Source organism: Sphingomonas larreae, from assembly GCF_051400595.1.
In the GTDB taxonomy this organism is placed as follows: Bacteria; Pseudomonadota; Alphaproteobacteria; order Sphingomonadales; family Sphingomonadaceae; genus Sphingomonas.
In genome coordinates, this window is record NZ_JBLFFI010000001.1 from 1,394,594 (window position 1) to 1,420,063 (window position 25,470).

The window sequence follows — 25,470 nt, forward strand, 5'->3', positions numbered from 1 at the left end:
AAGGAAAGATGTGATGGCAACCCTCGCCGAAGACATTCGCCCGACCAGCGGGACTACCGGATCGGGCAGCAACAACGTGGGCCGCGTCAGCCAGGTGATCGGCGCGGTGGTCGACGTTCACTTCGATAACAACCTGCCCGCGATCCTGTCGGCGCTGGAGACGAGCAACAATGGCCAGCGGCTGGTGCTCGAGGTCGCGCAGCATCTCGGCGAGAACACCGTCCGCACCATCGCGATGGACTCCACCGAGGGTCTGACCCGCGGGCAGACCGTGACCGACACGGGCAGCCAGATCCGCGTGCCGATCGGTCCCAAGACGCTGGGGCGGATCATGAACGTCATCGGTGAGCCGATCGACGAGCGCGGCCCGGTCGGAGCGGAGATGACGGCGCCGATCCACGCCAAGGCGCCGGACTTCGTCGACCAGTCGACCGAGAGCGCGATCCTGGTCACCGGGATCAAGGTGATCGACCTCCTTGCCCCCTATGCCAAGGGCGGCAAGATCGGCCTGTTCGGCGGCGCCGGCGTCGGCAAGACCGTGCTGATCCAGGAGCTGATCAACAACATCGCCAAGGGCCATGGCGGCGTGTCGGTGTTCGCCGGCGTCGGCGAGCGCACCCGCGAGGGCAACGACCTGTACCACGAGTTCCTCGACGCGGGCGTGATCGCCAAGGATGCCGACGGCAACGCCGTCAGCGAAGGGTCGAAGGTGGCGCTGGTATTCGGCCAGATGAACGAGCCGCCGGGCGCGCGCGCGCGTGTGGCACTGGCCGGCCTGACGATGGCGGAATATTTCCGCGATCAGGAAGGGCAGGACGTGCTCTTCTTCGTCGATAACATCTTCCGCTTCACCCAGGCGGGCGCCGAGGTGTCGGCGCTGCTCGGCCGTATCCCGTCGGCGGTGGGCTATCAGCCGACGCTGTCGACCGACATGGGCGCGCTGCAGGAGCGGATCACGTCGACCAACAAGGGCTCGATCACCTCGGTGCAGGCGGTGTACGTGCCCGCGGACGATCTCACCGATCCGGCACCGGCGACCTCGTTCGCGCACCTTGACGCGACGACCAACCTGAGCCGCGCGATCTCGGAGCTGGGTATCTACCCGGCGGTGGACCCGCTCGACTCGGTCAGCCGCGTACTGGAGCCGCGCATCGTCGGGCAGGACCATTATGAGACTGCCCGCGCGGTCCAGCAGACGCTGCAGAAGTACAAGTCGCTGCAGGACATCATCGCGATCCTCGGCATGGACGAGCTGTCCGAGGAGGATAAGCTGACGGTCAGCCGTGCCCGCAAGATCCAGCGCTTCCTGTCGCAGCCGTTCCACGTCGCTGAGGTGTTCACCAACATTCCGGGGAAGTTCGTCCAGCTCGACGACACGATCCGCTCGTTCAAGGCGGTGGTGAATGGCGAGTACGACCACCTGCCGGAGGCCGCCTTCTACATGGTCGGCGGCATCGACGAGGCGGTCGCCAAAGCGGAGAAGCTGGCGCAGGACGCCTGATCGACTCGGTGTCGGTGCTCGGCTACCCTCGGGAGCATGGGCATCGACACGCTCTCGATCGCAAAGGACCTGCGCGCGGCGGCGCTGCCGCAGGACCAGGCCGAGGCCATCGCCGCCGCGATCGGACGCGCGATGGCCGAGGGGACGGCGACGAAGGGCGACCTCGATCATCTCGGCGCGCGGCTTGATGCGCGGATCGACCGGCTCGGATCGACGATTGACGCTCGGTTCTCCGAAATGGAGGCGCGGTTCGCGCGGATGGACGCGCGATTCGATGAGGCCGAGACGAAACCCGCCGGTTTCGCCTCGAGCGCGTCCGATCTCCGTTTGCTGGAGGAACGGATGACCGCGCGGCTCGAGGCGGCCAAGACGCAGCTGCTCACCTGGCTGGTCGGGGCGATCTTCACCGCCACCGGAGTGCTGATCGCGGTACTCAAGCTATGAATTGTCGCTGCGCCTTGCGACGCCGGTCCGGCTCCGGCACTTGCACGTTCACACCGTCGTTCTCAGGGTCATAGACGCACATGCTCCACTTCGAACTCGTCACCCCCGAACGTCTCGTCCGCTCGGACGAGGTGCATATGGTCACCGTGCCCGGCACCAACGGCGACTTTGCCGTGCTCGAAGGTCATGCCCCCTTCATGTCGACGATCCGTGACGGCGAGGTGCTGGTGCAGAAGACGCCCGGCGGCGCAGCCGAGGCGATCGCGATCCGCGGCGGCTTCGCCGAAGTGAACGCCAAGGGACTGACCGTCCTCGCCGAACACGCCGGCTGAGCGGCACGCCGCTTACTCGCGGTCGCCCGCCTGTTTAATCGCCGCGGTCAGCGCGGCGAGCGCCGCGGCGTCACTTCCCTGCAGCGCGGCGAGTAGCGACGCCGCCAGCTCGGCCATCTTCCCGCCGTGCGGATCATAAGCGACGCGGCGCAGCGCGGCTGCCGCGTCGTCGCGGCGCTGATGCCGCAGGTGCATCACCGCCACCGTCATCGCCAGGGCGCGATCGAACGGCGCGAGCTGAGAGGCATAGACCAGCCCCTGTTCGGCGTTGGCGCTCATCGGCTCGCTCGAACTCGCATAGGCCTGGTAAAAGGCGACGAGCGGCCAGGGGTCCTCGGGGTCGAGCCGGTTGGCATCGTGGAACCAGCGGCGGATCGCGCGCCAGCGCTCGCGATCGTGCGACCGGTCGCGCGTGGCGAGTGCGCCTTGCGCGAGCCCTCGATACATCAGCGCGTCGCGACACGTCGGATCGGCGACGAGCGCGCGCGCCGCCGCGGCATCAGCCGCTTCGAAGTGGCCGGCGTCATACTCGGCCTCGGCCAGCGCCGCCTGCACGACCGGCTCAGTGGGAAAGCGCGCGGCGATCTCGCGCGCTTCGTCGGCCACGCCGCCCGCGGCACGCGCGTCGACGCCGCGACGAGAGCGCTGCCGCACCGGCATGATCGCGGACCCCGCCGGTGTGAGCGCGCGCACCGTCACGGCACCGATCGGCAGGTCGGTCACCCGCATCCCGAACATCGGCAGTCGCGTCCGCGCATAGCGATTGAGCGCGTCGTCGAGCTGGCGCGGGTTGCCCAGCAGCTTGGCCGCGTCCGCTGCGGTGCCGTGCTCGAGCGCCTCGAGATACGCCGAGAAAGTGGAATGGTCCTTCTTCCCGAGCGTGAGATAATGCATCAGCAGCCAGGCGCGACCGTAGAAGGTCTGCATCTGCTGCGACGTCATATGGCGCGACGGCGACGGCGCGAGCAGTTCGCGCGCGGGTACCGCGTCAACGTCGATCAAACCCGCGGCGCGATAGAGCGGCGGCGCGCCGAACAGCAGGCGATCAGACTGGAAGATCGCGGTCGCGTTGAACTCGGCGAACCCCTCGACGAACCAAGCGGGAAAGGGTCGGTCGCCCCAATTAGTGAACATGAAATGGTGCGCATATTCATGCAGCAGCACCGCCTGGGGCGTGAGCGCGAGCCAGCCGCGCTCGTGGGTATCGCGCGGCACGAACGCGACGGCGCCCGCCACGCGCGGCATATAGATGCCGGCGATATCGTCCGAGCTGAGCAACCGCTGCACCGCCCGCACGTCCCGAAGAACATAGACCGTCAGTCGCTGCGCCTTACTGACCGGCGGGTCCGGCAATCCGCGCATGACGCGCAGCGCCTTGTCGAACCGCTCCAGCCGCGTGGCGAAGGCGGTCACCTCCGCTGGCTCGTCGTCGGCATAGATCAGGAAGTGCGCCGAACTCGCCTCCTGCCACGCCGCCCCGGCGGGCGCCGCCGTCAAAAGCGCCAGCCAACCCGCCAGTCCCAGCCGCCAGCCGCGTGTCACCCCGCTACCCCCGCACCATCGTCCTACCTCGAAAGCCTAGGAGGCGGCGCAATCGGTTCAAGCGACGAGCCGCTCGGTTTCGCCGCATCCGGTCAGCCGACGTATGCGGCGGCGCATGCTGTTCACCCGCGCCGGCCTCACAGAAAGCTGTACGGGTCGACGTCCACCGCCACGCGCACCTTCGCCGGCCAGTCCAGCACGCCGAGCCAGTCGCGGATCACGTCCTGCACATCCAGCGCGCGCCGCGCATGGACCAGCAGGCGAAACCGGTGGCGCCCGCGCAGCATCGCCAGCGGCGCCGGCGCCGGGCCATAGACGGCCATCCCCTCCACCTCGGGCGCATGACGCGCGATCAGCCGCGCCACTTCGTGCGCCGCCGCCTGTTCCTCGCTCGACACGATGATCGCGGCATAGCGGCCGAAGGGGGGCGCGCCCGCGTCCTGCCGCGCCTCGGTCTCGGCGGTGTAGAAAGCGTCGGCGTCGCCCGTCACCAGTGCCTGCATCACCTGCGCCTTGGGGCTGTGCGTCTGGATGAACACCTGCCCCTTCTTGGCGCCACGTCCGGCGCGACCCGACACCTGGCGGATCTGTTGGAAGGTCCGCTCCGCCGCCCGCAGATCGCCGCCGTCGAGCCCGAGGTCGGCGTCGACCACACCCACGAGCGTCAGATTGGGGAAGTGATAGCCCTTGGTGACCAACTGGGTGCCGACGACGATGTCGATCGCGCCCTCCTCCATCCGCGCGACGAACTCGGCGGCCTTGGCCGGGGACCAGATCGTGTCCGAGGTCACCACCGCGGTGCGCGCCTCGGGGAACAGCGCTGCGACCTCGTCGGCGATCCGCTCCACCCCGGGGCCGCAGGCAACCAGCGTGTCCTCGTTGCTGCATTCCGGGCAGAGCCGCGGCACCGGCTCGATATGGCCGCAATGATGGCAGGCGAGCCGGCGCGTCAGCCGATGCTCGACCATCCAGGCGGTACAATTCGGACATTGGAAGCGGTGGCCGCACGTGCGGCACAGCGTCAGCGGGGCGTAGCCGCGGCGGTTGAGGAACAGCAGCGACTGCTCGCCGCGCCCCAGCGTCTCCCGCAGTGCCTCCACCAGCCGCCGGCTGAGCCAGCGCCCGCGCTCGGGCGGCTCCTCGATCAGGTCGATCGCGGCGATCGCGGGCATCTCGGCGACGCCGTAGCGGCCCGGCAGCCTGACCTCCGCATAGGTGCCGAGCGCGACCTGATGGCGCGTCTCGATCGCGGGGGTGGCGGAGGCGAGGATCACCGGGCAGCGCTCGAACAGGCCGCGCATCACCGCCACGTCGCGCGCGTGATAATGGACGCCATCCTCCTGCTTGAAGCTGGTCTCGTGCGCCTCGTCGACGACGATCAGCCCGAGCTCGGCATAGGGCAGGAACAACGCCGAGCGTGCCCCCACCGTCACCCTGGCCTCGCCGCTTGCCACCGCGCGCCAGGCACGGCGCCGCTGTGTCGCGCGCAGCCCCGAATGCCACGCCACCGGCTCGCAGCCGAAGCGATCATGGAAGCGCTTGAGGAACGGCTCGGTCAGCGCGATTTCGGGAAGCAGCACCAGCACCTGCTTACCGCTGCGCAGTGCCGCCGCGACCGCCTCGAAGTAGACCTCGGTCTTGCCCGAACCGGTAACGCCGTCGAGCAGGATCGGCCGGAAGGCAGCGGCCTCAACCGCGCCGACCAGCGTCGCCGCCGCCTCGCTCTGCTCCGCCGAAAGCGCGGGCGGCGCGTGATCCGGATCGGGGCACGGATAGGGGCTGTCGATGCTCACTTCGATCGCCTCGATCGCGCCGCTCTTGACCAGCCCGCGGATCACCGCGTCGCTCACCTCGGCGATCGTCGCCAGTTCACGGATCAATCCCTGGCGATCGCCGATCCGCTCGAGCGCCTGTGCACGCTGTGCGGTGAGCCGCTCGGGAACATGGCCCGTGGCGCGATACTCGACCGCGCTGCGTGCGCCCTCCAGCGCCGCGCTGGACGACAGAGTCATGCGCGCCACTGCGGCCGGCGGCGCGAGATAATAATCCGCGGTCCACTCGATCAACCGGCGCAGCGGTGCGCGGAGCGGCGGCACGTCGGCGACAGCGACGAGGTTGCGCAGCCGGTTGTCACCGACCTCCGCGTCGGACGGCAGGCGCTCGGGCTCCCACACCACGCCGAGCAGCTGACGCGGTCCAAGCGGCGCCACCACCACCGAGCCGGGCTCGACCGCGAGTTCGCGTGGCACGCGATAGTCGAGCGGGCCGAGCGCGGAGTTGAGGACGAGAACGCGCGCGCGGGTGGACATGCGCGCCATATGGGGCAGCGCAGAGTCGGCGGAAAGCCCGGCGCGGGCGCCGTTACGCCACCCGGCGTGGCGGCGCGAAGCGGCGTTGCCCGACGCGGGCGCGCTTGGCCTGGTACAGCAGCATGTCGGCGCGGCGCGCCAGGTCGCGCAACGAGTGGCAATCCTGATCAAACGCCGCGATGCCGACCGAGCCCGCGCTTGTCATCGTCACGCCATTGGCCTCCACGGCAACGCGCAACGCCGCCTCGACGCGCTCGCGCAGCCCGTCCAGATCCGCGATCAGCGCGGGATCCTCGACGATCAGCGCGAACTCGTCGCCACCGATCCGCGCCGCCAGCGCGCCGCGCAGCCACGGTTCGGCCAGCGCAGCGCCGGTGAGCCGCAGCACGTCATCGCCGGCGCCATGGCCGAGCGTGTCGTTGATCGCCTTGAAGCCGTCGAGATCGATCAGCACGAGGTGCAGCGGCGTACCGTTGCGCCGCGCGCGCGCCATCGCACCGTCGAGCGCGCGGTCGAAGGCGGCGCGATTGGCAAGTCCGGTGAGCGCGTCGGTATCGGCGGCAAAGCGGAGCTGAACCTCGAGCGCGTGCCGGGCGGTGATGTCCTGGAACACGCCGATCATGCCGACCACTTCGCCGTCGACGATCTCGGGATCGCCCATTGATCGGACCCGAAGCGTGCGCCCGTCGGCGGTGATGAAGTCGCTCTCGAAGTCGAAGCGCCGGCCCTCCGCGATCGCGGCCTCGACCGTCGCCGCAATGCCGTCCCGCGCATGCGCAGGGTAGAAGGACAGCGCGCGCGACAGATCGGGCTTCATGCCAAGCGGCAGGCCATGGATGCGGTACACATTGTCTGACCATTCGAGGGTCTGGTCGGCAACCGAGAGCCGCCACGACCCGATCATCGCGATCTGTTCGGCCTGACGGAAGATGCGGTCCTGTCGCGCGAGCTGGGTGACGAGCTGCTCGCCGGTGGTGGCGATATGGATTGCCTTGAGCGCGGTGCGCCGCGCCTCGAGCAGCGCTTCCGCCAGCGCAGCGAGGTGACTAAGCGCAGCCCGCGCGGCATCGTCGAGCACGCGCGGAGCGGTATCGACCGCGCACAAGGTGCCGACGGTGTGGCGCTCGCCGTCGTGCCCCAGCACGTTGACGGGGGCGCCGGCGTAGAAGCGGATGCCGCCGTCGACCACCAGCGGGCTGGTGCCGAAGCGCGGATCGGCGGCGAGATCCTCGACCACGACCATCTCGCGCTGCGTCACCGTACGGTCGCAAAAGGCGATGTCGCGCTGGATCTCGCGCGACGCGGTCGGCCGCGTGCTGGCCTTGATCCACAGCCGGTCGCGACCGACGAGGTTGAGAAGCGCGGTCGGGCAGCCCAGCAACTGCGCCGTCAGCGCCACCAGCGCGTCGAACTCCTTCTCCGGCTCGCTGTCGAGAAGCGCCAGCGCGTTCAAAGCGGCGAGGCGGCTCGACTCGGCGGCCGGTGCCGTGAGAGAAGCGGAGGTCGACATGACTGGCCTTATGGTTGTCGCACGTTAATTTACCTTTTCCATCATGAAGTAAGCACGCGAAATGCGACGAGAAGAGGAAGGCGGCGCGGCGGTTCGGCTGACCCTGGCGGACGAATGGGCGATCCATCTCGCGCGCGACCGGCGGCGCTCCGAGCATACCGTCCGCGCCTATCGCGCCACCGCGACACGGCTGCTCGGCTTCCTGACGACGCATTGGGGAAGGTCCGTGGACCGCGCCGCCCTGTCGGCGGTCGATGCGAGCGACCTGCGCGCCTATCTTGCGCATCGGCGCACCGCGGGGGCGAGCGGCACCGGGCTGGGCAACGCCTCGGCGGCGCGCGAACTGTCAGCGGTGCGCGGCTTCCTGGATTGGGCTGCCCGCAGTGATGGGACCACGCGCGCCGCGCCGCGGCTGCGCGGACCCCGCGTCCACAAGGGCGTGCCGCGGCCGGTCGCGCCACACGAGGCGGTCGCGCTCGCCCGCGACGTGGCGGAGGAGAGCGATGAGCCCTGGGTCGCCGCGCGGGACTGGGCGGTACTGCTGCTGTTGTACGGTGCGGGGTTGCGCATCGGCGAGGCAGTCGGGCTGAACGGCGCGGTGCTGCCGCTGGGCGAGACGCTGCGCGTGACCGGCAAGCGGAGCAAGACGCGCGTGGTGCCGCTGCTGCCCGATGTGCGCGCCGCCATCGAGGATTATGCCGCGCGCTGCCCATGGCCGCTGACCGCGCGCGAACCGCTGTTCCGCGGGGTGAAGGGCGGCGCGCTCTCACCCGGCGTGGTGCGCGCCAAGGTGCGCGGCGCGCGCGCGCGGCTCGGGCTGGGCGAGCGCACCACGCCACACGCGCTGCGCCATAGTTTCGCGACGCATCTGCTCGGACGCGGCGCCGACCTGCGCGCGCTGCAGGAGTTGCTCGGCCACGCCAGCCTGAGCTCGACCCAGATCTACACCGCCGTTGACGCCGCGCACCTGCTGGACGTGTACCGCGCCGCGCACCCGCGCGGCTGAGCGCATCGCCGCCCCTCACTCCGCACGCGCGGCGCTCACCCCTTCTTGGCCGCGATGTAGCCGTTGACCTGCTCCTCCAGCACGCCGAGCGGCAGCGCCCCCTGGCTCAGCACCGCCTCGTGGAAGTCGCGGATGTCGAACTTGGGCCCGAGCTCGCGCTCGGCGCGCGCGCGCAGTTCGGCGATCTTGAGCTGGCCGACCATGTAGCTGGTCGCCTGCCCCGGCCAGTTGAAGTAGCGATCCACCTCGCGCGCGATGTCGGTGTCGGACACCGAGCTATTGCCGCGGAAATAGGCGATCGCCTGCTCGCGCGTCCACTTCTTGGAGTGGATGCCCGTATCGAGCACCAGCCGGATCGCGCGCCATACCTGCAGCGACAACATGCCGAACCGGTCGTACGGCGTCTTGTACACGCCCATCTCGTCCGCGAGCCGCTCGGAGTAGAGCCCCCAGCCCTCCATATAGGCGCCGTAGCCGCCAAATTTACGGAACTTGGGCACGTCGGCCAGCTCCTGCTGGCGCGCGATCTGGAAATGGTGTCCCGGCGCGCCCTCGTGCGCGGCGATGCCCGCGACCTGCACCTTCTGCGTCTGGTTCATGTCGACGAGGTTGACGTAATAGATGCCCGGCCGCGTGCCGTCGGCCGAGGGCGGGTTGTAGAAAGCGGTGGAGGCGGTGCCCTCGCGCCATTTCTCCACCGCGCGCACCTCGAGCGGTGCCTTGGGCAGCACGCGGAAATAGCGCGGCGCCGCCGCCATCACCCCCGCGATCACCGCGCGCGCGTCGCTCAGATACTGCTCGCGCCCGGCGGCGGTGTTGGGGTATTTGAGCGACGGATCGGTACGGACCTTATCGAAGAACTGCTCGAGCGTGCCGCTGAAGCCGACCTGACGCTTGACCGCCTCCATCTCGGCGCGGATCGCCGCCACCTGCTTCAGCCCGAGCTGGTGGATCTGGTCGGCGGTGAGATCGGTCGTGGTCGATTCGCGCAGCCGGTCGGCGTAATAGGCCTGACCGTCAGGAAGGTGCCACGCGCCGTAGTTGCCGGTCGACTGCGGCGCGATCTCGTCAAGCGCGGCAATCAGCACGTCATAGCCGTGGCGGAACGGTCCCCTGAGCGCGGCGGTGGCATCGGCGAGCAATTGGCTCTTGGTCGCAGCGGGAGCGTCCAGCGCGGTGACCTTCTTGCGGACGTCCGCGAGCAGCGTCGAGTCCGCCCCGGCGTCGAACGGCGCGCCGGTGATCACCTTCACCGCGTCGGCACGTGCGGGCGCGAAATTGACCTTGTTCGGAATGATCCCTTTGGCCGCCTGCGCGCGCATCGTCGCGGCGACCTCGCGCATCACGCGATCAGTGTCGCGCAGCCGCGCGACATAGGCGCGTGCGTCGGCGACCGTGTCGACGCGATGGTTGTTGATCAGCAGCACCGGGATCGCGCCGGCGGGGCTGCCGTTGGTCGACACCGGGAATTGCAGCTGGCGGAAGCGGAACGAGGCGCGGGCGCGCGCCACCTCTTCCTCGAACAGCCGGTAGCTCACTCGTGCCGCGGCGCCGAGCTGTGCCGGCTGAAAACGCGCGTGGAGTTCGGCGAGCTGGCGTTCGGAGAGGTCGCGCGCGCGCACCTTGGCGGCGTCGGTATAATCGTCGAGCCGATCATTGTCGGTCTTGAGGCCGAGCTGGGTCTGGCTCTCCGGGCTGAGCGCGAGCTGCTCGTCGAACTTCTGATCAAGGAAGGCGAGCAGCGCGCGATCCGCCGCGTCGGTTGAGGCCGCGACGGCCGGCGCCTGTGCCGCGGGTGCGGCGGCGAGCGTCAGCGGCAAAGTGAGGGGCAACAGCAGCGCGGCAACTCGACGCATCATCTTCTCCCGGTGAGACGCCCCTTGTGTCGCCTCACCGGGTAGCGCGCAACCGCGGCTACGCCAGGGCGCGGCGGTATAGCGCCAGTGTCCAGGCGACGCTCTGGAGGAACAGCGCGGGATCGTAGCGCGGCCCCTCGTCGCGCAGGAAGGCGTGCGGTGCGTTGACCTCGTGCCATTCGTACGACGCGCCGACCGCCTCGAGCCGCGCGCGGATCGCCTCGCGCCCGGCGAAGGGGACATGGGGGTCCTGCCGCCCCCACACGAACATTGCCTCCCCGCGGAGCTCGTCCATGCGCGCAAGGCTGTCATCGCTGCGGCCAGCGCCGAGCGATCCGGAGTGGATGTCCGTAGCGTAGAAACATGCCGCCGCGCCCACGCGCGGGTCGAGCGCGGCACGATAGGCGAGATGCCCACCCAGGCAGACACCGAAGGTGGCGAGCCGCCCGTCACACGCCGGGTGCGCGGCGAGCGCGGTCAGCGCAGCGGCGGCGTCGGCGTCAAAGGCGGGGACGGGCTTGGTGAACTTCAGCGCATTGCCGCGATCGGTTCCCGGCTGGTCATAGGCGAGCACGGTGCCGGCAGGTTCGTACTCGTGGTACACCTCGGGCACCGCGACGACATAGCCGTTACCCGCGAGCAGGGTGGCAAGCCGGCGGATCGGCGCGGTCACCTGGTAGATCTCGGAGAAGAACAGCACGCCGGGGAAGCGCCCGGCGATGGCGGGGCGGAACAGATGGACGCGCATCGTGCCGGCGCCGGGCACGGGCACGTCCTCGATCTCGTCGCTGCGCACGATCATAACGGTGGCTCCCCGGTGGCGCGGTGTGCTGTGGCAGCGCGACGCGCGCGCGGCAAGACGGCGCAGCCGGCGGCGGACGTCACCCCTTTCCTCCGGGCTATGAAGCATATACGAACCATATCGTCTCACTGGGGAGCTGGCGCATGGGCATTGTGAAGATCGACGACGAACTGCACGCCGAGGCGCGGCGCGCCAGCGCGGTGATGTGCCGCTCGATCAACGCGCAGGCGGAGTTCTGGATGACGATCGGGATGCTCGCGGAGGCGAACCCGACACTCAGCTTCACCGAGATCGTGCGGATGCGGCGCGAGTCGGCGCAACCTCGCGCGGTCGCCGCCTGAGATGGTGAAGACGCCCGACGAGCTCGCGCTGATGCGCGTTTCGGGCAAGCTGCTGGCGGCGGTGTTCGAGATGCTCGATCGCCAGTCGCTCGCGGGCATGTCGACGCTGGCGGTCAACGATCTGGTCGAGCGCTTCATCACGGTCGACCTGCAAGCGCGCCCCGCGAGCAAGGGGCAATATGACTTCCCGTACGTGCTCAACTGCTCGCGCAACGAGGTGGTGTGTCACGGCGTGCCCAGCGCGACCGAGATCATCCGCGACGGCGACATCATCAACCTCGACATCACGCTGGAGAAGAACGGCTTCATCGCCGACTCGAGCAAGACCTATGCGGTCGGCACGGTGGCACCCGCGGCGCGACGGCTGGTGGCGGTCGCGCAGGCGGCGATGTGGCAGGGGATCGCCGCCGTACGACCGGGCGCGCGGCTGGGCGACATCGGCGCCGCGATCGAGCGGCATGCCAAGAAGCACGGCTATGCAGTGGTGCGCGAGTTCTGCGGCCATGGCATCGGGCGGGCGATGCACGAGGAGCCACAGGTGCTCAACTTCGGCCGCCCGGGCACGGGTGCGGTGCTGCGCGAGGGCATGGTGTTCACGGTCGAGCCGATGCTCAACCAGGGCAGCCGGCGCGTGAACACCAGCAACGACGGCTGGACCGTGACGACGCAGGACGGCAAGCTATCGGCTCAGTTCGAACATACGGTAGCGGTCACCGCGACCGGTGTGGACGTGCTCACTCTGCGCGCGGACGAACGCCGCGCGGCATGACACAAGTTTCTTCCCCGGCGCTTACCGCTTGTGCGGTTCCGCGCCGCAGCCACGGCGCCGATCCGCCGGAGATCGGCATCACTTCGACAGTCGCCCGTCGGTTAGCGCGCTCGCCTCGAAGTTGAAGAGCACGTCCGGATCCGGCAGCGGCACGTCACGTGCGATCTCCGACGGTGCGGTGCGGTGCAGCAGGTGCGCGATGATTGCGCGCCGCGCCGCCTTCTTGTCGTCGGCGCGCACGCAATGCCACGGCGCCAGCGGCGTGTGGGTGCGCGTCAGCATGACGTCGCGCGCCGCGGTGTAATCGTCCCACTTGGACTGGGCGACCGCGTCCATGTCGGAGACCTTGAGCGCCTTGAGCGGGTCCTCGCGCCGCGCCGCGAGCCGGTCGCGCTGCTCGTCCTTGCTGATGTCGAGCCACAGCTTCACCAGCTTGATCCCGCTCTCCACCAGCATACGCTCGAAGTCGGGCGCGTCGCGCAGGAACTCGGCCTGCTCCGCGCCGGTGGAGAAACCCATCACCACCTCGACCCCGGCGCGATTGTACCAGGAGCGGTTAAAGATCACGAACTCGCCCGCGGCCGGCAGATGCGCGATGTAGCGCTGGAAATACCATTGCGTGCGCTCGCGGTCGGACGGCTTGGGCAGCGCCACCACGCGCGTCGCGCGGACCGAGCTGTGCTCGGTGATCCGCTTGATCGCCCCGTCCTTGCCCGCACCGTCGCGTCCTTCCAGCACGACCACGACGCGCTCGCCCGATCGCGCCGCGGCCTGTTGCGTGCGGACCAGCGCGAGTTGCAGGTCCTCGAGGCTCACGTGCTGGTCGTCCTTCTTGTTCATCCGCGTCACGCTCCGTCGCTCCACCACGCTATAACGCGCCGGCGGCGGAACGATGCGTGTGATCGGCGCGGCTAGGCGGCCTCGGCGTCCAGCCCATAAGCGGTGTGGAGCACGCGCACCGCAAGCTCGGTCTCGTCCTCGTGGATCAGCACTGACACCTTGATCTCGCTGGTCGAAATCGCCTGGATGTTGATGCCGCGCGCGCCCAGCGTCGTGAACATCGTGCTCGCGACGCCGGCGTGGCTGCGCATGCCCACACCGACGACGCTGATCTTCGCGACACGCGGATCGTGGATCAGCTCGCCGAAACCGATCGTCTCGCGCGCCTGGTTGAGCGCCTCGATCGAGCGCGCCAGGTCCGCGGCCGGGACGGTGAAGGTCACGTCGGTCGCGCTGGTACTCCCCGAGCTGCGATGCGCGATGTTCTGGATGATCATGTCGACGTTGATGTTCGCGCCGGCGAGCGGCTCGAAGATGCTGGCCACCGAACCGGGCCGGTCCGGCACGCTGGTGAGCGTGATCTTGGCCTCGTTCTTGTCGTGCGCGATGCCGGTGATCAGCTGGCGTTCCACGTCCTCAATCTCCTCTTCGCCCACGATCATCGTGCCGGGCAGCGTGTCCGCCATCGGTGCGTCCTCGCCGGTGAACGACGACAGCACCTGGACGCGGACCTTCTCCTTCATCGCCAGCCCGACCGAACGGGTCTGGAGCACCTTGGCGCCGACCGAGGCGAGCTCAAGCATCTCCTCGTAGGTCACCTTGGCGAGCTTGCGCGCGCGCGGTACGATCCGCGGATCGGTGGTGTAGACGCCATCGACGTCGGTGTAGATGTCGCAGCGGTCGGCGCGGATCGCCGCCGCTACCGCCACCGCCGACGTGTCCGATCCGCCGCGGCCCAGCGTGGTGATGCGCTCGCCGGGCGCGACGCCCTGGAAGCCGGGGATCACCGCCACGGCGCCCGCGGCAAAGCTCGCCTCCAGCGCAGCGGTATCGATCGTGTCGATGCGGGCCTTGGCGAAGGCGGAATCGGTGCGGATCGGCAGCTGCCAGCCGAGCAGCGAGCGCGCCGGCACGTCGATCGCCTGCAGCGCGATCGCGAGCAGTCCGCTGGTGATCTGCTCCCCCGCGGAGACGACGACGTCATATTCGCGCGGATCGTACAGCGGCGACGCCTCGCGGCAGAAGCCGACCAGCCGGTCGGTCTCGCCCGCCATCGCGGAAACCACCACCGCCACCTGGTTGCCGGCCGCCACCTCGCGCTTCACCCGCGCCGCGACCGCGCGAATTCGCTCGATCCCCGCCATCGAGGTGCCGCCGAACTTCATGACGATCCGCGCCAATGCCGTATCCAAACGCCTTGGGAGAAGAGGGGCGTCCTGATAGGAAGCGCACATGACCGACGCAAGCGTAACAACCGCAACCACTTCGCCGCTGCATGCCTCCGTCGTGGCGAAAGAGGCGACCCATTTCGGCCGGCTCGCGCAGGACTGGTGGGACCCGGCGGGCTCGTCGGCGATGCTGCACCGGCTCAACCCGGTCCGGCTGCGCTACCTCCGCGGCGCGGTGGACCGCCATTGGGACCTGGACGACCGCTCGTTCACGCCGCTCGCGGGCCGCCGCGTGCTCGACATGGGCTGTGGCGCCGGGTTGCTCGCCGAGCCGCTCGCGCGACTGGGCGCGGCGGTGACTGCGGTCGATGCGGCGGCGGAGAGTATCGCGGTGGCGCGCGACCATGCGGCGCGGCGCGGTCTCACGATCGACTATCGCGCCGGCGGGGTCGAGGCCGTGGCAGGCGAGACGTTCGACCTGGTCGCCTCGCTCGAGGTGGTCGAGCATGTCGCGGACGCGCGCGCGTTCGTGGCGGCGCTGGCGGCGGCAGTGGCGCCGGGCGGGCTGCTGGTGATGAGCACGCCCAATCGCACCTGGCTGTCGCGCGCCGCGCTGGTCGAGGCGGCCGAGGCGCTCGGCCAGATCCCGCGCGGCACGCACGACTGGGACAAGTTTCTCACGCCAGACGAGCTGAGCGCGATGATCGCCGACGCGGGGCTCACCGTGACGGACGTCACCGGGCTGACGCTGGGGACGAAGGGCTTCGCGCTGGGAAGCTCCACCGCGCTCGACTATTTCGTGACGTCGGTGCGGTAGCCGATCCGCTATCCTCTCCGCTCAGCGGGGAGGATCTGCGCGCCGCGTGTGGCAGGACCTTGGCTCAGCCGCGCCGCCTACCCTCCGCCGCTTTGTCCGCCCATTGCGGCCCGTTGCGGCGGCACGCCGCGCTCACGACGGGATAATCCAGGTCGGTGTTGCGTGCGAGCACGTCTGCCATCGCCGCCTCGCACTGCTGCACCGTGGCATAATGCGCGGGCGCGACACGCGCCTCGGCACATCCGCTCGCACCGTCGCCGCAGCCCATGATCGCCATCACGAAGAATACCGCGTCCATCGCCGCCTCCTCACGTCCGGTAGAACGATCCCGCGCGGACGCCGTTCCCGTTTCGCCCCTGCGGTTGACGCTCCCGCGATGGCACACGACATTTGAAACACATGCCTCCCGACCGCCCCGCCGCCCCCGGCACCGACCGTCCGCTATTGCCGACGCTCCGCCGCTTCCTTCCCGATCTCTGGCCGAGCGACTCGCCGGGGATGAAGCTGCGCGTCGCCGGCGCGCTGGTGCTGGTGGTGGTGTCCAAGCTGGTGCAGGTCTATGGGGCGCCGTTCGCGCTGCAGGGCGCGGTGGACGGCATGGCGGTGGCGACGACGCCAGTGGCGCTGATCGTCCTGCTGGTGGTCGGCTATGCCGCCGCGCGCTTCGGCACCACCTTGTTCGACAATTTGCGCAACACCGTGTTCGAGAAGGTCGGGCAGGAGGCGACGCGCCGGCTCGCCGCGCGGGTGTTCCGCCATCTGCACCGGCTGTCGCTGCGATTCCATCTCGAGCGGCGCACCGGCGCGGTCACCAAAGTGGTCGAGCGCGGCACCAAGAGCATCGACACGATGCTCTACTTCCTACTGTTCAACATCGCGCCGACGATCCTCGAGCTGGTGCTGGTGCTCGGCATCTTCCAGGTCAAGTTCGGCTTACCACTGGTGGCCGCGACGCTGGCGATGGTGGCGCTGTACATCTGGTTCACGCGCGTCGTCACCGACTGGCGCTCGTCACTGCGCGAGCGGATGAACGATCTCGACACCGGCGCGGTAGCGCATGCGGTGGACTCGCTGCTCAATTTCGAAACCGTCAAATATTTCGGCGCAGAGGAGCGCGAGGCGAAGCGCTACGACGGCGCGATGCGCTCCTACGCGGAGGCCGCGGTGAAGAGCGAGAACAGCCTGGCGTGGCTCAACATCGGCCAGGCGCTGATCACCAACCTGATGCTTGGCTTGGGCATGGCCTGGGTCGCTTGGGGGTGGAGCCAGGGACGCTTCACCGCGGGGAACGTGGTGCTGGTGTCGACGCTCCTGTCGCAGCTGTTCCGCCCGCTCGACCTGCTCGGCATGGTGTATCGCACCATCCGACAGGGTGTGATCGACATGGGCGCGATGTTCGACCTGATCGACACCGCGCCCGAGGTGATCGACGCGCCCGACGCCCCGGCGCTGTCGGTGCGCGACGCGCATGTCCGCTTCGAGGGCGTGGCGTTCGGCTATGACGCGGGCATGCCGATCCTGAAGGGGATCGATCTCGACGTGCCCGCGGGCAGCACCTGCGCGGTGGTCGGACCGTCGGGCGCGGGCAAGTCGACGCTGGCGCGGCTGCTGTACCGCTTCTACGACGTCGACCAGGGCCGGATCACGATCGACGGGCAGGACATCGCGCGCGTTCGGCAAGATTCACTCCGCGCTGCGATCGGGATCGTGCCGCAGGACACGGTGCTGTTCAACGACACAATCGGCTACAACATCGCCTATGGTCGCGAGGGCGCGAGCGAGGCCGAGGTCGCCGCTGCGGCGCGCGGTGCGGCGATCGCCGGCTTCATCGAGCGCCAGCCCGAGGGCTACAAGACGCGCGTCGGCGAGCGCGGGCTCAAGCTGTCGGGCGGCGAGAAGCAGCGCGTGGCGATCGCGCGCACCCTGCTCAAGAACCCGCCGCTGCTGATCCTCGACGAGGCGACCAGTGCGCTGGACAGCCGCACCGAGGGCGAGATCATGGAGACGCTGGCCGCGATCGAGCGCGGACGCACCACGATCGTGATCGCGCATCGGCTTTCGACGATTGTCCACGCCGACCAGATCGTGGTGCTCGAGGCCGGGCGCGTGGTGGAGCGCGGCACACACGCCGAGCTGCTGGTGCGCGACGGGCTCTATGCGTCGATGTGGGCGCGCCAGGCGGCCGAGAGCGAGGAAGCGGAAGATGCGCCGGTCGCGGTGGCGTGAGGGTTCGCCTCTTCACCGCTGGGCGAGGCTGAGTCGCGACCCACGATAGGGCAGCACGCTTGCCCCTATCCCCGCGCGGGTGCATCAGGCGCGCATCCTCCAGCTCAAGGAGCAACGATGCGTTCCCTCGCCGTCGCCACCCTCGTGGCAATGATGTCTTCCTCCGCCATCGCGCAGACGCTCAGCCCGACCAATCCCTTCGCCCAGCCGAGCACGCTGCCCTACCAGGCGCCGCCCTTCGACAAGATCAAGGACTCGGACTATCTGCCCGCGCTCGAGGCAGGCATGGCCGAGCAGCGCCGCGAGATCGCCGCGATTGTCAACGTCCGCTCGATGCCGACGTTCGAGAACACGATCGCCGCGCTGGAGAAGTCCGGCCGGTTGCTCGAGCGCGCAGCCCTCGCCTTCTCGGGCGTCAACGGCGCAAACACCAACGACGTGTTGCAGAAGACGCAGGAGGTACTCGCCCCCAGGTTCGCCGCGCACCAGGACGCGATCAACCTCGATCCCAAGCTCTTCTGGCGGGTCAAGACGCTGTACGACCAGCGCGACAAACTTCAGCTCGACGCCGAGCAGCGTCAGGTGCTGACGCTGACCTATGAGAATATGGTCCACGCCGGCGCGCAGCTGAACGACGCCGACAAGAAGGCGCTGAGCGCGCTTAACGCGCAGCTCTCCACGCTGGAGACCGCGTTCCAGCAGAAATTGCTCGCCGCCGCCAAGGCCGGGGCGCTGATCGTCGACGACAAGGCCAAGCTCGCCGGCCTCTCCGACGCCGAGATCGCCGCCGCGGCGGACGCCGCCAAGGAGCGCGGCCTCGCGGGCAAATACGTGCTGACACTACAGAACACGACGCAGCAGCCCGCGCTCGCCACGCTCACCGACCGCACCACCCGCGAGGCGTTGTTCAACGCGAGCTGGACGCGCGCGACGAAGGGCGACGCCAACGACACGCGCGCGACGATCAGCCAGATCGCGGCGCTGCGTGCGCAAAAGGCCAAGCTGCTCGGCTTCGCCACTTGGGGCGACTATGTCCTGTCCGACCAGATGGCCAAAACGCCCAAGACCGCGCTCGCCTTCATGCGCCAGCTCGGCGCCCCGGTCGCGGCCGAGCAGAAGCGCGAGGCGGGCGAGCTCCAGGCGCAGATCAAGGCCGAGGGCGGCAGTTTCGCGCTCAAGCCGTGGGACTGGGACCTCTATTCCGAGAAGCTGCGCAAGGCCAAGTACGACCTCAACCAGGACGAGCTCAAACCCTATTTCGAGATCAACAAGGTGTTGACCGACGGCGTGTTCTACGCCGCCACCCAGCTGTACGGCATCACCTTCAAGCGTCGCACCGACATCCCCGTCTACCAGCCCGACGTGATGGTCTACGAAGTGTTCGAGGGGGACGGCCGCACCATCGGGCTGATGTATTTCGATTATTGGAAGCGCGACAACAAGAACGGTGGCGCCTGGATGTCCAATTTCGTCAACCAGGCGAAGCTGCTCGGCACCAAGCCGGTGATCTACAATGTCGGCAATTTCACCAAGCCCGCGGCGGGCCAGCCCGCGCTGATCACCTTCGACGACGTGAGGACGATGTTCCACGAGTTCGGCCACGCACTGCACGGGCTGTTCGCGAACCAGACCTATCCGTCCGTCTCGGGCACCAACACCGCGCGCGATTTCGTCGAGTTTCCGTCACAGTTCAACGAACATTGGGCGCTCGATCCCAAGGTGCTGCCGCATTATGCGGTGAACTATCGCACCGGCGCGGTGATCCCGGACGAGCTGGTCGGCAAGATCAAGCGCGCCGCGACGTTCAACACCGGCTACTCCTTCGGCGAGGCGCTGGCGGCGGCGGAGTTGGACATGAGCTGGCACTCGCTTCCTGCCAGCGCCGGCAAGCAGGACGCTGACGCGTTCGAGGCCAAGGCGCTGGCCGAGACGGGGCTCGACACCGCCGACGTGCCGCCGCGTTATCGCTCCACCTACTTCCTCCATATCTGGGGCAATGGCTATTCCGCCGGCTATTACGCCTATCAGTGGACCAAGATGCTCGACGCCAACGCCTACGACTGGTTCGAGCGCAACGGGGGGATGACGCGCGCCAATGGCCAGCGCTTCCGCGACATGATCCTGTCGAAGGGGCATACCGAGGATTACGCGCCGATGTTCCGGGCCTTTTACGGCAAGGATCCGGAGGTGGCGCCGCTGCTCCACAACCTCGGGCTCAACGCGGACGGTTCACGCGTGACGCAGTGACGGCGGGGAGGGCGGGACGGTCAGCGTCCTGCCCCCTGGCGTGAGCCGTCAGCGGGATTCCGCCGACGCGGAGCCAAGGCTTGCGGAAGTCGTCACTCGCGGCAGTGGTTTTCGTCAGCCACCAACCAAGACACGGCATCGATCGACCACGTCTCCGGCGCGACGGGGTCCGTCCCGGCGCGGCGATCAGGCCATCACCCGCGCCACTACGGCTTCCGCCACCTTGATCCCGTCGACCGCGGCGGAGAGGATGCCGCCGGCATAGCCCGCCCCCTCGCCGGCGGGATAGAGCCCGGCGGTGTTGAGGCTCTGGAAGTCGGCGCCGCGGGTGAAGCGCACCGGCGAAGAGGTGCGCGTCTCCACCCCCGTCATCACCGCGTCGGCGTCGTCATAGCCGCGGATCTGGCGACCGAACACCGGCAGGGCCTCGCGCATCGCGTCGATCACGAAATCCGGCAGGCAGGTGGCGAGGTCGGTCGGAGTCACGCCCGGGCGGTACGACGGCGTCACGCTGCCGAGCGTGGTGGAGGCGCGACCCGCCAGGAAGTCGCCGACGCGCTGCGCCGGCGCGCGATAGTCGCGCCCACCCGCGACGAACGCGCGCTCCTCCCAGTGGCGCTGGAGCGCGATCCCGGCGAGCGGGTCGCCGGGATAGTCGCGCGCCGGGTCGATCGCGACCACCAGCCCTGAGTTGGCGTTGCGCTCGTTGCGCGAATATTGGCTCATGCCGTTGGTGGCGACGCGCCCCTCCTCCGAGGTCGCGGCGACCACCGTGCCGCCCGGGCACATGCAGAAGCTGTAGACGGTGCGGTCGTTCGAGCAATGGTGCGAGATGTGATACTCGGCCGCACCCAGCGCGGGGTGGCCGGCGTCGTCGCCGAAGCGCGCGCGGTCGATCCACGACTGCGGATGCTCGATCCGCACGCCGAGCGAGAAGGGCTTGGCTTCGGCGTGCACCCCTGCTTCGGCCAGCATCGCGAACGTGTCGCGCGCACTATGCCCGACCGCGAGCACGACATGCTCGGCTTCCAGGTACGAGCCGTTGTGGAGGTGCAGCCCGCGCACGCGGCGCTCGCCGCGCGCGTCCGCCTCGACGTGGAGCCCGTCGACCCGCGTCGAGAAGCGGTATTCGCCCCCGAGCGCCTCGATCGACGCGCGCATGCTCTCGACCATCGTCACCAGCCGGAAGGTGCCGATATGCGGATGCGCCTCGGTGAGGATCTCGGGGGGCGCGCCGGCGGCGACGAACTCCTCCAGCACCTTGCGGTTGAGATGGCGCGGGTCCTTGATGCGGCTGTAGAGCTTGCCGTCGGAGAAGGTGCCCGCGCCACCCTCGCCGTACTGCACGTTCGACTCGGGCACGAGCACGCCGCGCCGCCACAGCCCCCAGGTGTCCTTGGTCCGCTCGCGCACCACCTTGCCGCGCTCGAGCACGATCGGGCGGAAGCCCGCCTGCGCCAGGATCAGCGCGGCGAACAGGCCGCACGGCCCGGCGCCGATCACCACCGGGCGCTGGCGCGCGCCGTCACTTGGGGCGAGTACGGGGGGGCGGTAGGCGGTATCGGGGGTGGGGCGGACGTCCCTGTCGTCGCCGAGCCGCGCCATCACCGCGGCCTCGTCGCGCAGCGCGACGTCGACCGAATAGACCAACGCGATGCGCCCGCGCCCACGCGCGTCATGGCCGCGGCGCGCCACCTGCCAGCCGAGCACATCATTGGCGGCGACGCCGAGCCGCTCGTGCAGCGCGGCGGGTAGTGCCGCGTCGTCGTGGCGCAGCGGCAGGCGCAGGTTGGAAAGCCGGATCATGGCGCGCGCCTTACACCGCGCGGGGGCAGCGGCCAAATCGAGTTGCCGACCGCTTTGTCGGCGCGCGACATTTTCATCCGTCATCCCGGACTGGTTCCGGGATCCACCGTGCCGCAGGAACCTGGCTCGTTGCTCTAGCGTACGGGTGAATCCCGGACCGAGTCCGGGATGACGAGGTGAGTGAGGCTGCGGCGGGATCTCACGATCGGCCGCTCCCCCTCACAGCTTTTCGGTGAGCTCCGGCACGATCTTGAACAGATCGCCGACCAGGCCGACGTCGGCGACCTGGAAGATCGGCGCGTCCTCGTCCTTGTTGATCGCGACGATGATCTTCGAGTCCTTCATCCCCGCGAGATGCTGGATCGCGCCCGAGATGCCGACCGCGACATAGACTTCCGGCGCGACGATCTTGCCGGTCTGGCCGACCTGATAGTCGTTGGGGACATAGCCCGCGTCGACCGCGGCGCGGCTCGCGCCCACCGCGGCGCCGAGCTTGTCGGCGAGCGGCTCGATCAGTTCGTGGAACTTCTCGCCCGAGCCGAGCGCGCGCCCGCCCGAGACGATCACGCGCGCGCTGGTCAGCTCGGGGCGGGTCAGCGCCGCGATCTCGGAGCCCTCGAACGTCGCAAGCCCGGTGTCACCGGTGCCCGCCACCGCCTCGATCGTGCCGCTGCCGCCCTCGGCCGCGGCCTTCTCGAAGGCGGTCCCGCGCACCGTCAGCACCTTCTTGGCATCGCGCGTCTGCACCGTGGCGATCGCATTGCCCGCGTAGATCGGGCGGGTGAACGTGTCTTCGCCCTCGACCGAGAGCACGTCGCTGATCTGCATGACGTCGAGCAGCGCGGCGACGCGCGGCGCGATCGCCTTGCCGGTAGTGGTGGCCGGGGCGACAAAGGCGTCGTGGTGCCCCATCAGCTCGACCACCAGCGGCGCGACATTCTCGGCGAGCTGGTGCGCATAGGCTGCGTCGTCGGCGACATGGACCTTGCCCACGCCCGCGATCCTGGCCGCCGCCTGCGCGACGCCGTCGACGCCCTGCCCCGCCACCAGCAGGTGGACCTCGCCGAGCTTCGCCGCCGCGGTCACCGCGGAGAGCGTAGCGTCCTTGACGGACTGGCCGTCGTGCTCGACCCAAACCAGAGTCTTCATGCTGCGCTCCCTTACTTCGCGATGCCGAGCGACTTGAGCTTGCCGGCGAGCTCGTCGACGTCGGCGACCTTGACGCCCGCGGTGCGCTTGGCCGGCTCGGCGACCTTCACCGTGGTGAGCCGCGGTGCGACGTCGACGCCGATGTCGGCGGCGGTCTTGGTCGCGAGCGGCTTCGACTTGGCCTTCATGATGTTGGGCAGCGAGGCGTAGCGCGGCTCGTTGAGGCGCAGGTCGGTGGTCACGATCGCGGGCAGTGTGTAGCGATCGGTCTCGAGCCCGCCGTCGACCTCGCGCGTCACCGTCACCGCGTCGGCGCTCAGCTCCACCTTGGAGGCGAAGGTCGCCTGGCCCCAGCCGAGCAGGGCGGCGAGCATCTGGCCGGTCTGGTTGTTGTCGTCGTCGATCGCCTGCTTGCCGAGGATGACAAGCTGCGGCTGTTCCTCCTCGACGATCTTGGCGAGGATCTTGGCGACGCCGAGCGGCTCCACCTTGGTGTCGCTGGTGACGAGGATGGCGCGGTCGGCGCCCATTGCCAGCGCGGTGCGCAGCGTGTCCTGCGCCTTGGGCTCGCCGATCGAGACCGCGACGATCTCGGTGACGGTGCCCTTCTCCTTGAGCCGGATCGCTTCCTCGACCGCGATCTCGTCGAAGGGGTTCATGCTCATCTTGACGTTGGCGAGGTCGACCCCCGAGCCGTCCGCCTTCACACGCGGTTTCACGTTATAGTCAAGCACGCGCTTGACCGGCACCAAGACCTTCATCAGCGTCCTTCCGATCCTGCGACCGGGGCACGCGTTCGCGGCCCCGTTATGGGCTCCACATGGCGATTTTCCGCGCTTTTCGCAAGTTTAGTACGGAAAGCGCGGTTGCCGTAGCGGCAGCGTTCGCGGCGTCAACGCGCGGGGCGCGGACAAGGTGTCCGGGCCAGGTGATTTTCGCGTTGTCCCGCGGCGAAGGCCGACGTTCGGGCGGAGGGACAACGCAGAAGCGCGCGACGCCCGCCTGCTACTTCACCGATAGCCCGGACTTGTTCCGGGATCCACCGTGCCGCGTACCCGGCGGCCGATAAGCGCGCGTATGGGTGGATTCCGGAACGAGTCCGGGATGACGCAGGACAGTGGGTGACGTGAGGCGGCACCACTGGCGCCGCCCCTCCCCAATCAGGCCACCTTCTTCACCTCGGCGACGATCTTCTGCGCGGCGTCGCCCAGGTCGTTGGCGGGCACGATCGCGAGGCCGGAGGTGGACAGGATCTCCTTGCCCTTCTCCACATTGGTGCCCTCGAGCCGGACGACCAGCGGGACCGACAGGTTCACTTCCTTCGCCGCGGCGACGATGCCCTCGGCGATAATGTCGCACTTCATGATGCCGCCGAAGATGTTGACGAGGATGCCCTTCACCGCGGGATCGGCAAGGATGATCTTGAACGCCGCGGTCACCTTCTCCTTGCTCGCGCCGCCGCCGACGTCGAGGAAGTTGGCGGGGAACATGCCGTTGAGCTTGATGATGTCCATCGTCGCCATGGCGAGGCCGGCGCCGTTGACCATGCAGCCGATGTCGCCGTCGAGCTTGATATAGGCGAGGTCGTACTTGGACGCCTCCAGCTCGGCCGGGTCCTCCTCGGTCTCGTCGCGCAGCTCGGCGAGGTCCTTGTGGCGGAACATCGCGTTACCGTCGAAGCCGACCTTGGCGTCGAGCACCATCAGCTTGTTGTCGTCGGTCACCGCGAGCGGATTGATCTCGATCTGCGAGGCGTCGGTGCCGAGGAAGGTGTCGTACACCTTGGCGGCGAGGCTGTGCGCCTGCTTGGCGAGATCGCCGGTCAGCCCGAGCGCATTCGCCACGGCGCGGCCGTGGTGCGGCTGGAAGCCAGTCGCCGGATCGACCGCGAAGGTGTGGATCTTCTCGGGCGTGTCGTGCGCGACGGTCTCGATGTCCATGCCGCCCTCGGTCGAAACGACAAAGGCGACACGCCCGGTGGCGCGGTCGACGAGCAGCGCCAGGTAGAACTCCTTGGCGATGTCGACGCCGTCGGTGACGTAGAGGCGGTTGACCTGCTTGCCGGCGTCGCCGGTCTGGATCGTCACCAGCGTGTTGCCGAGCATCTCGGTGGCGGCGTGGCGCACCTCCTCCTCGGTCTTGGCGAGGCGGACGCCGCCCTTGGCCTCGGCCGGCAGCTCCTTGAACTTGCCCTTGCCGCGCCCGCCGGCGTGGATCTGCGCCTTCACCACGTAGAGCGGCCCGGGCAGCTTCTTGGATGCGGCGACCGCCTCCTCCACGCTCATCGCGGCGAAGCCCGCGGGCACCGGCACGCCGAACTTCGCGAGCAGCTCCTTGGCCTGATATTCGTGGATGTTCATGCGCGGTCTCCGAGACAGCAGGACAGACTAGACTGGAGCGTGCCTTAGGCGCTTGCGGCGAGGGAATCCACCCCGCGGATGTGCTTTCTCGATACACCGGCGCAGTTGCGATGCGATAGCATTAGCCTGGGTAAGAGAAGGTGCTGCTGGCTTTCGAGCGGGCGTTTCCGTCGCGTGAGAGCGTCGTCGCGGAGGGCGGGGATGGCTGATGCCGTGCACTCGCAGGCTTCTCGCAGTCCCTGGAAGCGCACTCCCTCTCCACGCACTCCCGTCATGCCGGACTTG

21 protein-coding genes are annotated in these 25,470 nt (G+C 68.9%); 9 read left to right on the forward strand and 12 right to left on the reverse strand.

The features are described from left to right. The first annotated feature begins 13 nt into the window (after positions 1-13). From atpD to ACMGDM_RS06355, 3 genes are all read left to right on the forward strand, one after another. Positions 14-1,501: a F0F1 ATP synthase subunit beta gene (atpD, locus tag ACMGDM_RS06345; RefSeq protein ID WP_436803251.1), complete on the forward strand. Its 1,488-nt coding sequence runs from the start codon at positions 14-16 to the stop codon at positions 1,499-1,501. 36 nt (positions 1,502-1,537) lie between these two features. Continuing rightward, complete coding sequence (locus tag ACMGDM_RS06350; RefSeq protein WP_436803252.1) at positions 1,538-1,945, forward strand: hypothetical protein; 408 nt, start codon at positions 1,538-1,540, stop codon at positions 1,943-1,945. An 80-nt stretch (positions 1,946-2,025) separates the two neighbouring features. Continuing rightward, positions 2,026-2,277: an ATP synthase F1 subunit epsilon gene (locus ACMGDM_RS06355; RefSeq protein WP_436803253.1), complete on the forward strand. Its 252-nt coding sequence runs from the start codon at positions 2,026-2,028 to the stop codon at positions 2,275-2,277. A gap of 12 nt (positions 2,278-2,289) precedes the next feature. On the opposite strand, the gene ACMGDM_RS06360 is transcribed toward ACMGDM_RS06355, so the two are convergent. The 3 genes from ACMGDM_RS06360 to ACMGDM_RS06370 form a co-directional block, all read right to left on the reverse strand. After that, on the reverse strand, positions 2,290-3,819 hold the full coding sequence (locus ACMGDM_RS06360) for a hypothetical protein (protein ID WP_436803254.1): 1,530 nt from the start codon (positions 3,817-3,819) through the stop codon (positions 2,290-2,292). A 137-nt stretch (positions 3,820-3,956) separates the two neighbouring features. Continuing rightward, positions 3,957-6,128, reverse strand: a complete 2,172-nt coding sequence (locus ACMGDM_RS06365) for a primosomal protein N' (protein ID WP_436803255.1) — start codon at positions 6,126-6,128, stop codon at positions 3,957-3,959. Between the two features lie 52 nt (positions 6,129-6,180). Further along, positions 6,181-7,638: a diguanylate cyclase domain-containing protein gene (locus ACMGDM_RS06370; protein WP_436803256.1), complete on the reverse strand. Its 1,458-nt coding sequence runs from the start codon at positions 7,636-7,638 to the stop codon at positions 6,181-6,183. A 61-nt stretch (positions 7,639-7,699) separates the two neighbouring features. On the opposite strand from ACMGDM_RS06370, the gene ACMGDM_RS06375 reads away from it, so the two are divergent. Beyond that, entirely contained in the window at positions 7,700-8,644 is a 945-nt protein-coding gene (locus ACMGDM_RS06375; RefSeq protein WP_436803257.1) for a tyrosine recombinase XerC, read from the forward strand. Between the two features lie 35 nt (positions 8,645-8,679). On the opposite strand, the gene ACMGDM_RS06380 is transcribed toward ACMGDM_RS06375, so the two are convergent. Both ACMGDM_RS06380 and ACMGDM_RS06385 read right to left on the reverse strand, forming a co-directional pair. Further along, positions 8,680-10,503 (reverse strand): DUF885 domain-containing protein, encoded by a 1,824-nt coding sequence (locus ACMGDM_RS06380; RefSeq protein ID WP_436803258.1) that lies wholly within the window; start codon positions 10,501-10,503, stop codon positions 8,680-8,682. Positions 10,504-10,558: 55 nt separating this feature from the next. After that, positions 10,559-11,302 (reverse strand): dienelactone hydrolase family protein, encoded by a 744-nt coding sequence (locus ACMGDM_RS06385; RefSeq protein ID WP_436803259.1) that lies wholly within the window; start codon positions 11,300-11,302, stop codon positions 10,559-10,561. A 143-nt stretch (positions 11,303-11,445) separates the two neighbouring features. Here ACMGDM_RS06385 and ACMGDM_RS06390 point away from each other — a divergent pair, with 143 nt between their 5' ends. Then, positions 11,446-11,643: a ParD-like family protein gene (locus ACMGDM_RS06390; protein WP_436803260.1), complete on the forward strand. Its 198-nt coding sequence runs from the start codon at positions 11,446-11,448 to the stop codon at positions 11,641-11,643. Position 11,644: 1 nt separating this feature from the next. After that, on the forward strand, positions 11,645-12,412 hold the full coding sequence (gene map / locus ACMGDM_RS06395) for a type I methionyl aminopeptidase (RefSeq protein ID WP_436803261.1): 768 nt from the start codon (positions 11,645-11,647) through the stop codon (positions 12,410-12,412). 78 nt (positions 12,413-12,490) lie between these two features. Here the strand turns inward: map and ppk2 are convergent, their stop codons facing one another. Both ppk2 and ACMGDM_RS06405 read right to left on the reverse strand, forming a co-directional pair. Then, complete coding sequence (ppk2, locus tag ACMGDM_RS06400) at positions 12,491-13,252, reverse strand: polyphosphate kinase 2 (RefSeq protein ID WP_436803262.1); 762 nt, start codon at positions 13,250-13,252, stop codon at positions 12,491-12,493. Between the two features lie 71 nt (positions 13,253-13,323). Beyond that, complete coding sequence (locus ACMGDM_RS06405) at positions 13,324-14,592, reverse strand: aspartate kinase (RefSeq protein ID WP_436803263.1); 1,269 nt, start codon at positions 14,590-14,592, stop codon at positions 13,324-13,326. A gap of 52 nt (positions 14,593-14,644) precedes the next feature. Between ACMGDM_RS06405 and ubiG the strand changes: the two genes are divergently transcribed. Next, the gene (ubiG, locus tag ACMGDM_RS06410) at positions 14,645-15,397 is read left to right on the forward strand and encodes a bifunctional 2-polyprenyl-6-hydroxyphenol methylase/3-demethylubiquinol 3-O-methyltransferase UbiG (RefSeq protein WP_436803264.1); all 753 of its coding nucleotides are present in this window, start codon (positions 14,645-14,647) and stop codon (positions 15,395-15,397) included. A gap of 64 nt (positions 15,398-15,461) precedes the next feature. Here the strand turns inward: ubiG and ACMGDM_RS06415 are convergent, their stop codons facing one another. Next, the gene (locus tag ACMGDM_RS06415) at positions 15,462-15,695 is read right to left on the reverse strand and encodes a hypothetical protein (RefSeq protein ID WP_436803265.1); all 234 of its coding nucleotides are present in this window, start codon (positions 15,693-15,695) and stop codon (positions 15,462-15,464) included. Positions 15,696-15,796: 101 nt separating this feature from the next. On the opposite strand from ACMGDM_RS06415, the gene ACMGDM_RS06420 reads away from it, so the two are divergent. Next, the gene (locus ACMGDM_RS06420) at positions 15,797-17,623 is read left to right on the forward strand and encodes an ABCB family ABC transporter ATP-binding protein/permease (RefSeq protein WP_436803266.1); all 1,827 of its coding nucleotides are present in this window, start codon (positions 15,797-15,799) and stop codon (positions 17,621-17,623) included. Between the two features lie 117 nt (positions 17,624-17,740). Next, entirely contained in the window at positions 17,741-19,870 is a 2,130-nt protein-coding gene (locus tag ACMGDM_RS06425) for a M3 family metallopeptidase (RefSeq protein WP_436803267.1), read from the forward strand. A 186-nt stretch (positions 19,871-20,056) separates the two neighbouring features. Here the strand turns inward: ACMGDM_RS06425 and ACMGDM_RS06430 are convergent, their stop codons facing one another. The 4 genes from ACMGDM_RS06430 to sucC form a co-directional block, all read right to left on the reverse strand. Further along, entirely contained in the window at positions 20,057-21,676 is a 1,620-nt protein-coding gene (locus ACMGDM_RS06430; protein ID WP_436803268.1) for an NAD(P)/FAD-dependent oxidoreductase, read from the reverse strand. A 219-nt stretch (positions 21,677-21,895) separates the two neighbouring features. Continuing rightward, positions 21,896-22,825 (reverse strand): electron transfer flavoprotein subunit alpha/FixB family protein, encoded by a 930-nt coding sequence (locus ACMGDM_RS06435; protein ID WP_436803269.1) that lies wholly within the window; start codon positions 22,823-22,825, stop codon positions 21,896-21,898. 11 nt (positions 22,826-22,836) lie between these two features. Next, positions 22,837-23,586 (reverse strand): electron transfer flavoprotein subunit beta/FixA family protein, encoded by a 750-nt coding sequence (locus ACMGDM_RS06440; RefSeq protein ID WP_436803270.1) that lies wholly within the window; start codon positions 23,584-23,586, stop codon positions 22,837-22,839. Between the two features lie 399 nt (positions 23,587-23,985). Beyond that, on the reverse strand, positions 23,986-25,185 hold the full coding sequence (gene sucC / locus ACMGDM_RS06445) for an ADP-forming succinate--CoA ligase subunit beta (RefSeq protein WP_219755019.1): 1,200 nt from the start codon (positions 25,183-25,185) through the stop codon (positions 23,986-23,988). Positions 25,186-25,470: the final 285 nt, after the last annotated feature.

What these genes read in the sequence shown, in the direction of transcription:
- atpD (WP_436803251.1), top strand. Translation starts at nt 14, where the DNA reads ATGGCAACCCTCGCCGAAGACATTCGCCCGACCAGCGGGACTACCGGA.
- ACMGDM_RS06350 (WP_436803252.1), top strand. Translation starts at nt 1,538, where the DNA reads ATGGGCATCGACACGCTCTCGATCGCAAAGGACCTGCGCGCGGCGGCG.
- ACMGDM_RS06355 (WP_436803253.1), top strand. Translation starts at nt 2,026, where the DNA reads ATGCTCCACTTCGAACTCGTCACCCCCGAACGTCTCGTCCGCTCGGAC.
- ACMGDM_RS06365 (WP_436803255.1), bottom strand. Translation starts at nt 6,128, where the DNA reads ATGTCCACCCGCGCGCGCGTTCTCGTCCTCAACTCCGCGCTCGGCCCG.
- ACMGDM_RS06370 (WP_436803256.1), bottom strand. Translation starts at nt 7,638, where the DNA reads ATGTCGACCTCCGCTTCTCTCACGGCACCGGCCGCCGAGTCGAGCCGC.
- ACMGDM_RS06375 (WP_436803257.1), top strand. Translation starts at nt 7,700, where the DNA reads ATGCGACGAGAAGAGGAAGGCGGCGCGGCGGTTCGGCTGACCCTGGCG.
- ACMGDM_RS06380 (WP_436803258.1), bottom strand. Translation starts at nt 10,503, where the DNA reads ATGATGCGTCGAGTTGCCGCGCTGCTGTTGCCCCTCACTTTGCCGCTG.
- ACMGDM_RS06385 (WP_436803259.1), bottom strand. Translation starts at nt 11,302, where the DNA reads ATGATCGTGCGCAGCGACGAGATCGAGGACGTGCCCGTGCCCGGCGCC.
- ACMGDM_RS06390 (WP_436803260.1), top strand. Translation starts at nt 11,446, where the DNA reads ATGGGCATTGTGAAGATCGACGACGAACTGCACGCCGAGGCGCGGCGC.
- map (WP_436803261.1), top strand. Translation starts at nt 11,645, where the DNA reads ATGGTGAAGACGCCCGACGAGCTCGCGCTGATGCGCGTTTCGGGCAAG.
- ppk2 (WP_436803262.1), bottom strand. Translation starts at nt 13,252, where the DNA reads ATGAACAAGAAGGACGACCAGCACGTGAGCCTCGAGGACCTGCAACTC.
- ubiG (WP_436803264.1), top strand. Translation starts at nt 14,645, where the DNA reads ATGACCGACGCAAGCGTAACAACCGCAACCACTTCGCCGCTGCATGCC.
- ACMGDM_RS06415 (WP_436803265.1), bottom strand. Translation starts at nt 15,695, where the DNA reads ATGGACGCGGTATTCTTCGTGATGGCGATCATGGGCTGCGGCGACGGT.
- ACMGDM_RS06420 (WP_436803266.1), top strand. Translation starts at nt 15,797, where the DNA reads ATGCCTCCCGACCGCCCCGCCGCCCCCGGCACCGACCGTCCGCTATTG.
- ACMGDM_RS06425 (WP_436803267.1), top strand. Translation starts at nt 17,741, where the DNA reads ATGCGTTCCCTCGCCGTCGCCACCCTCGTGGCAATGATGTCTTCCTCC.
- ACMGDM_RS06430 (WP_436803268.1), bottom strand. Translation starts at nt 21,676, where the DNA reads ATGATCCGGCTTTCCAACCTGCGCCTGCCGCTGCGCCACGACGACGCG.
- ACMGDM_RS06435 (WP_436803269.1), bottom strand. Translation starts at nt 22,825, where the DNA reads ATGAAGACTCTGGTTTGGGTCGAGCACGACGGCCAGTCCGTCAAGGAC.
- ACMGDM_RS06440 (WP_436803270.1), bottom strand. Translation starts at nt 23,586, where the DNA reads ATGAAGGTCTTGGTGCCGGTCAAGCGCGTGCTTGACTATAACGTGAAA.
- sucC (WP_219755019.1), bottom strand. Translation starts at nt 25,185, where the DNA reads ATGAACATCCACGAATATCAGGCCAAGGAGCTGCTCGCGAAGTTCGGC.